Here is a 6,095-nt window from a genome sequence, read left to right on the forward strand (position 1 = left end):
CTCCACCCGAAGTCGCCCACCCCTACAGGGAGGCGCCCAGGGTGGGGCCCGTGACTGGGGCGAAGTCGTAACAAGGTAGCTGTACCGGAAGGTGCGGCTGGATCACCTCCTTTCTAAGGAGTACCAAGCTGCCTCTCCCCTTTTCGGGTCCTTGGGGGCGCCTGCGGGCGCCCTTTTTTGTTGGAGGAAACCGTGCGCAAGAACCCGGCCCCCAAGGGAAAACGGCCAGCCACCAAGCGGGTGGTCTCCGCTGGAGGGGTGGTGCTCCGGGGCACTCCCCCAGAGGTCTTGGTGGTGACCCTGCGGGGAGGCCGGGTGGTCACCCTACCCAAGGGCCAGGTGGAGCCGGGGGAACGCTACCCCGAGACCGCGGTGCGGGAGGTAAGGGAGGAGACGGGGGTGGAGGCCGCGGTCCTCGCCCCCTTGGGGAAGGTGCGCTACTACTTCACCATTCGGGACGAGGGGGCCCCGATCACGGTGGCCAAGGAGGTGCACTACTTCCTCATGGCCTACCGGGGCGGGGAACCCAGGCCCCAGCTTTCCGAGGTGGAGGCCGCCTTCTTCCTGCCGGTGGAGGAGGCGCTCCGCCGCCTCTCCTACGCCAACGAGCGGGAGATGCTAAAGCGGGCGCTTTTCCGCTTTAAGCAGGCGTAGGGCCGCCTCCTCAGGGGAAAGAAGCCCCTGGGCCACCTGGGCCACCACCTCCTTGGCGTCTTGGGTTCTCCTTCGGCCCCACTCCTGGATGACGCTTTCCACCTCAAACCGGGCCCGCTCCAGCCGGTGGCCCTCCAAAAGGCCGTGGGCCAAGAGGTGCTGGTGGTGGGCCTCGAGGCCCTCAAAGAGCGCCTCCACCCCCTCCCCTGTGGCGGCCACCGTGGGGTAGATGGGGGGGCGCCACCCGCCGGGGCGGGGCGGGGCCAGCTCCAGGGCGCTTTTGAGCTCCTGGATGATCCGTTCCCCCCCGGGCAGGTCAAACTTGTTCACCGCAAAGAGGTCGGCGATCTCCATCACCCCCGCCTTGAAGGCTTGGACCGCATCGCCCGCCGCAGGGGTGAGGACGAGGAGGGTGGTGTCCGCCACCCGGGCGATGTCCACCTCGCTCTGCCCCACCCCCACCGTCTCCACGAAGATGCGCTGGAAGCCAAAGGCCTCGAGGAGGCTCAAGGCGGCCACCGTGGCCCCTGCAAGGCCCCCAAGCGCCCCCCGGGAGGCCAGGGAACGGATGTAGACCCCCGGGTCCTGGTGGTGGCGCATCATGCGGATCCGGTCCCCCAGGATGGCCCCCCCGGTGAAGGGGCTGGAGGGGTCCACGGCCAGCACCCCCACCCGTTCCCCCCTTTTTCGGGCCTCCAGGATGAGCCGGTCCGTGAGCGTGCTCTTCCCCGCCCCCGGGCTTCCCGTAACCCCCACCACCTTGGCCCGGCCCTGGCCTCTCAAGGCCTTCAGGAGGGCCTGCCCCAGGGGATGGCCCGATTCCACCAGGGTGAGGGCCCGGGCCAGGGCACGCACGTCTCCCTTTTGGAAGCGCTCTAAGAGTTCCTCCAGCGCCAAGGGGGCCTGTTCCGCCATGCCCCCATTCTACGCGTTCACTCCGCCATGGCGATGCAGGCCACCTCCACCCTAACCCCCCGGGGAAGGGCCTTGACCGCCACCGTGGCTCGGGCGGGGTAGGGCGGGGCGAAGTAGCGGGCGTAGACCTCGTTGAAGGCGGGAAAGTCCTCCATGTCCGCCAGGAAGCAGGTGGTCTGGACCACCCGGTGTAGCCCCGAGCCCGCAGCCTCCAGGATGGCCTTGAGGTTCTCCATGACCCGCTCCGTCTGCTGGCGGATATCCCCCCCCACCAAAAGGCCTTCCGGGGTCAGGGGGATCTGGCCGGAGACGAAAAGGAACCCCCCAGCCCGCACCGCCTGGCTGTAGGGGCCGATGGCCTCTGGGGCCCGGTCCGTGCGGATGGCTTCCATGGCCTCATCCTACCCCGAAGCGGTAAAGCCGCCCGGAGAGGTTTACCACCAGGATCTCTTGGGGAAGGGGCAAGGGGGGCACCTGGACCGGCCCCAGCCCCGTGGCCTCAAAGACCACCTGGCCCTTGGCGTCCACCGCCAGGAAGCGCCCCTCCTCCGTGGCCACGTAGACGTGCCCCCCCGCGGCGGAAAGCCCCGCGGTCACCTTGCCCACCTCGAGGCTATAGACCTCCTCCCCCGTCTTCACGTCCAGGGCCCTCAAGACCCCGTCCCAACCCGCCACGTACACCCGCGCCCCGTCCACCGCCAGCCCCCCCCAGATCTCCCCCATCCCCTCCACGTTCCAAAGGGTCTCCCGGGAAAGGGGGTCAAAGGCGTAGACCTCCCCCGTCCAGGTGGGGATGAAAAGGAGGCCCCCATGGGCGGCCACGGGAGCGTGGATGGGCCCCGTCTTCACCCGGTAGCGCAAAGCGCCCGTCTCCGGGTCCAGGGCGTAGAGCCAGCCGTCCTCGCTCCCCACGAAGAGGAGGCCCCGGTAGAAGGTGGGGGTGGCGGAGAGGTGCCCCCCGGCGCGGAAGCGGAAGAGGAGCGCCCCGTCCTGGTAAGCGGAGAGGGTCCCGTCCCGGCTGGCCACGTAGACCCGCGGCCCCAGGACAAGCCCCCCCGCGGTGATCTCTGCCCCTGTGGCTGCGCTCCAGTCGGAGGCCGCCCCCCGGAAGCGGTAAAACCGCCCGTCCCAGGCCCCCACGTAAACCCCGTCCCGCACCACGGGGGGAGCGGTGACCTCCTCCTTGAGGGGGAGGTGGCGCACCTCCTGGCGCAGGAGGTCCACCTCGGCCAGGCCCCGGCCCACCCCCACGTACACCCGCCCCTCCGCGTAGACCATCTCCCCCGGCCAGGCCACCTCCCCCCCCAGGTCCAAGGCCCCCTTGAGGGCCAGGCGCCTGGGATCGGGGGCGAAGGGGTAGTGGCCGGAGCGGCTGGCCCCTCCCCTTGGGGTGGCCAGGCGCAGGGCCTGGAAGGCCTGAAGGGCCGAGCGGAAAAGCCCAGGGTGCTCGGGCCGCTCCTCCGGGTGCTTGGCGAGAAGGGCTAAGACCGCCTCGGCCACGGGCTTTGGAACCGCGGGGTTCAGGGCCTCGGGGCGCCTCGGCTCCTCGTAGACGTGCTGGAACAGGACCGCCTGGTCGTTTTCCCCCTCAAAGGGGGGGTGGCCGGTGAGGGTGCGGTAGAGGACCGCCCCCAGGCTGTAAAGGTCCGCCTTGGGGGAAAGGGGTAAGCCCTTGGCCTGCTCAGGGGCCATGTAGTGGGGCGTGCCCAGGGTGTAGCCGGTACGGGTGAGGTGGCGGCTTTCCCGCAGGAGGTAGGCCAGGCCAAAGTCCATGACCTTGGGGTGGCCCTCAGGGGTGAGGAGGATGTTCTTGGGGGTGAGGTCCCGGTGGAGGATTCCCTGGGCGTGGAGGTGGGCCAGGGCCTCCATGACCCGCTCCGCGGCCTGGAGGATCCTTTCCCCTTCCGGCCCCTCCTCAAAGGGGCCAAGCCGGTCAAAGGGCCCCCCCTCCACCAGCTCCATGACGAAGAAAGGCCGGCCCTCCTCCTCTCCCAGGTCCAGCACCTGGACGATCCCCGGGTGGAAGAGGCGGGAGAGGGCCCTAATCTCCAGGAAGAAGCGTTCCCGGTCGGGGGGAAGGGCCTTTGGGTGGAGGAGCTTCACCGCCACCTTGCGCCCTAAGCGCTCGTCCACCGCCCGGTAGACTTCAGCCATCCCCCCGGAACCCAGGGGGGCCTCGAGGCGGTACCGCCCGGCGAGCCGCACAGGGGGCATTCTACTCTTCAGGCTCCAGCTTCTTTAGGAGTTCGGCCAGTTCGGCCTTGCCCTCTTCTAGCTCGCGGGCGATTTTCTCTATGGCCAGGCGCACCACCTCCGACCTGGAAACCAGCCTTTCCGGGCTGGAAAGCTCGTAGGCCGCCCGGGTTAAAAGGGCGTCCTGCTCCTCGGAGATGACCACCTGAAGCCGCTTTTTCTCCTTCTTGGGCATATCCCCTCTTGGGGGTTAGTGTAGCAAAGCCCCCTTCGGTTGACAATGCGCATTTTGCTCCTTATGCTCACCTTGAGTACGGTGGGTAGGATACGCCGGGGAGGGGGGCATGGAAGGTAAGGTGCTGCGGGTAGCAGGAGGAGCCCCGCTTAGGGGAGAGGTGCGGATCTACCCTGCCAAGAACGCCGCCTTGCCCATCCTGGCGGCCTCCCTCCTCACGGAGGAACCCGTCACCCTCCTGGAGGTCCCAAGGCTCAGGGACGTGGAGGTGATGCTGGAGCTTCTCGCTCACCTGGGTACCCGCTACCAGTGGGAGGGGCGGGCCCTCCACCTCCATACCCCCGAGCTGAAAAGCCTCGAGGCGCCCTACGAGCTCGTGGGGCAGATGCGGGCCAGCTTCATCGTCTGGGGAGCCCTTCTGGCCCGGGCCGGGGAGGGGCGGGTCTCCTGGCCCGGGGGGTGCGCCTTCGGGGCTCGGCCGGTGGACCAGCACGTGAAGGCCCTAAGGGCCCTGGGGGCGGAGGTGGCGGAGGAGGGGCACACCTTCTATGCCCGCCGCAAGGGGCCCCTGGGGGGCCGGGTGGTCTTTGACCTGCCCACGGTGGGGGGGACGGAGCAGGCCCTTCTGGCCCTGGCCCTGGAAGGGGAGGGCACCCTGGTCCAGGCGGCGGTGGAGCCGGAGGTGGAGGACTTGGGCCGCTTCCTCGCCCTCCTCGGGGTGGAGATCCGGGGCCTGGGAAGCCCCATCCTGCACGTAAAGGGGGCCAAGCGGCTCAGGGGGGGGACCTACCGCATCATCCCCGACCGCATCGAGGCCGGCACCTACCTCCTGGCCGCCGCGGCCACCCGGGGGGAGGTGACCCTCACCGGGGTCCGCCCCGACCACCTGGACGCGGTCTTGGACAAGCTGGCCCAGTCCGGGCACCGCATCGCCACCGGAAAGGACTGGGTGCGCCTCACGGCCACCCCTACCCCCCAACCCCTGCACGTGGAGGCCCGGGAGTACCCCGGCTTCCCCACAGATCTCCAGCCCATCCTCACCGCCTACTTGGCCACGGTACCCGGCCAGAGCACGGTCACGGACCGGGTCTACCCCGACCGCTTCACCCACGTGGGGGAGCTGGCCCGCATGGGGGCGGAGCTCTACCTCCGGGACCGGCTCCTCATGGTGAACGGCAAAAAGCTCCACGGGGCCCAGGTGAAGGCCCTGGACATCCGCGCCGGGGGGGGGCTCCTGGTGGCCGCCTTGAGCGCAGAGGGCCTCACGGAGATGGAGGGGGTGTACTTCCTGGAGAGGGGGTACGAGGACCTTGTGGGCAAGCTCCAGGCCCTAGGGGCCCAGGTCCAGCTGGAAACGCCAACCCCTCGCCTGGCCGCCGACTGAAGCTAAGTGCCCTCGCGGTGAAAACTCCCCATGCAACAAGGAAAAAGCTCGCCGAACCCTTCTTTTGGGGCCCCCGCCGAAGCGAAAGCTTCGGCGGGGTACTTAGGCCCAAAGGCCAAGGGCCTCCGGGAAGCGGAAGAAGAGGCGGTCGCGGAGAAGCTCGGGGCTATAAGCCGTTTCCACGTACCCCGCACTCCTTAAGGCCTCCAACACCTCCCTGGCCACCTCCCGGTCCCCTTCCAGGCGGGCCGTGAGGAAGGCCAGGGCTTCCTCCTCCTCGTCCCCTTCCCCCACAAAGGCCTGGTACTCGTGGTCCAGGGCCCGCATCAGGGCCTTGAGGTCCAGGGGGCGGCGGGTGAAGACCCAGCGGGGCCGCTCCCCAGGCAGGAAGTGGGCGTAGCCCTTGGCCTCGAGGGCCCCGGCCAGCTCCACCGCCTGGCGGCGGGGGTAGCCCTTTTGCACCAGCAGGGTTACCAGGCTTTCCCGCTCGCCCGCCCACCCGTCGGGGTAAGCCTCCTTGAGGCTTCTGGCCAGTTTCTCCAGTTCCATAACTTTCTTATCATATAACTTGAGCCTAGGCATTTTAAGGTGCTTGTGCCCAAGCCTCCCCGCCTCTATACTGATAAGGGTATGGATCTGAAGCTCCTCAGCCAACGACTGGAGAACCTCCGGGGGTATCTTTGACATCCCCGGCAAGGAAGCCCGCCTAAAGGA

The 6,095-nt window shown here is 68.7% G+C and carries 7 protein-coding genes and 1 rRNA gene; 3 read left to right on the forward strand and 5 right to left on the reverse strand.

Annotated elements, in window-relative coordinates; translation table 11 throughout:
- Together WKI94_RS11190 and WKI94_RS11195 are read left to right on the forward strand one after the other, a co-directional pair.
- Positions 1 to 113 (forward strand): 16S ribosomal RNA (locus WKI94_RS11190); the annotation flags it as partial.
- Positions 114 to 192: 79 nt separating this feature from the next.
- Positions 193 to 654, forward strand: coding sequence for an NUDIX hydrolase (locus tag WKI94_RS11195; RefSeq protein ID WP_337845811.1), 462 nt, complete (start codon positions 193 to 195; stop codon positions 652 to 654).
- Here the strand turns inward: WKI94_RS11195 and meaB are convergent.
- Genes meaB through WKI94_RS11215 form a run of 4 tightly spaced genes read right to left on the reverse strand, consistent with a single transcriptional unit; the run spans position 619 to position 3,997 of the window.
- Complete coding sequence (meaB, locus tag WKI94_RS11200) at positions 619 to 1,569, reverse strand: methylmalonyl Co-A mutase-associated GTPase MeaB (RefSeq protein WP_337845812.1); 951 nt, start codon at positions 1,567 to 1,569, stop codon at positions 619 to 621. The genes WKI94_RS11195 and meaB overlap by 36 nt on opposite strands.
- A 17-nt stretch (positions 1,570 to 1,586) precedes the next feature.
- Positions 1,587 to 1,961 (reverse strand): RidA family protein, encoded by a 375-nt coding sequence (locus WKI94_RS11205; RefSeq protein ID WP_337845813.1) that lies wholly within the window; start codon positions 1,959 to 1,961, stop codon positions 1,587 to 1,589.
- Between the two features lie 4 nt (positions 1,962 to 1,965).
- Positions 1,966 to 3,783, reverse strand: coding sequence for a serine/threonine-protein kinase (locus tag WKI94_RS11210; protein ID WP_337845814.1), 1,818 nt, complete (start codon positions 3,781 to 3,783; stop codon positions 1,966 to 1,968).
- A gap of 1 nt (position 3,784) precedes the next feature.
- On the reverse strand, positions 3,785 to 3,997 hold the full coding sequence (locus tag WKI94_RS11215) for a transcriptional regulator (RefSeq protein WP_337845815.1): 213 nt from the start codon (positions 3,995 to 3,997) through the stop codon (positions 3,785 to 3,787).
- Between the two features lie 109 nt (positions 3,998 to 4,106).
- Here WKI94_RS11215 and murA point away from each other — a divergent pair, with 109 nt between their 5' ends.
- The gene (murA, locus tag WKI94_RS11220; protein ID WP_337845816.1) at positions 4,107 to 5,381 is read left to right on the forward strand and encodes a UDP-N-acetylglucosamine 1-carboxyvinyltransferase; all 1,275 of its coding nucleotides are present in this window, start codon (positions 4,107 to 4,109) and stop codon (positions 5,379 to 5,381) included.
- Between the two features lie 102 nt (positions 5,382 to 5,483).
- Here murA and WKI94_RS11225 read toward each other — a convergent pair whose 3' ends face one another.
- Positions 5,484 to 5,930 carry a hypothetical protein gene (locus tag WKI94_RS11225; protein ID WP_337845817.1) on the reverse strand — a complete coding sequence of 149 codons (447 nt, stop codon included), beginning with the start codon at positions 5,928 to 5,930 and terminating at the stop codon, positions 5,484 to 5,486.
- Positions 5,931 to 6,095: the final 165 nt, after the last annotated feature.

It is taken from the genome of Thermus sp. (assembly GCF_037444525.1).
Taxonomy (GTDB): Bacteria; Deinococcota; Deinococci; order Deinococcales; family Thermaceae; genus Thermus.

Excerpts from the sequence above, each read along its gene's own strand:
- meaB (WP_337845812.1), bottom strand. The coding sequence starts at position 1,569 with ATGGCGGAACAGGCCCCCTTGGCGCTGGAGGAACTCTTAGAGCGCTTC.
- WKI94_RS11205 (WP_337845813.1), bottom strand. The coding sequence starts at position 1,961 with ATGGAAGCCATCCGCACGGACCGGGCCCCAGAGGCCATCGGCCCCTAC.
- WKI94_RS11210 (WP_337845814.1), bottom strand. The coding sequence starts at position 3,783 with ATGCCCCCTGTGCGGCTCGCCGGGCGGTACCGCCTCGAGGCCCCCCTG.
- WKI94_RS11215 (WP_337845815.1), bottom strand. The coding sequence starts at position 3,997 with ATGCCCAAGAAGGAGAAAAAGCGGCTTCAGGTGGTCATCTCCGAGGAG.
- murA (WP_337845816.1), top strand. The coding sequence starts at position 4,107 with ATGGAAGGTAAGGTGCTGCGGGTAGCAGGAGGAGCCCCGCTTAGGGGA.
- WKI94_RS11225 (WP_337845817.1), bottom strand. The coding sequence starts at position 5,930 with ATGGAACTGGAGAAACTGGCCAGAAGCCTCAAGGAGGCTTACCCCGAC.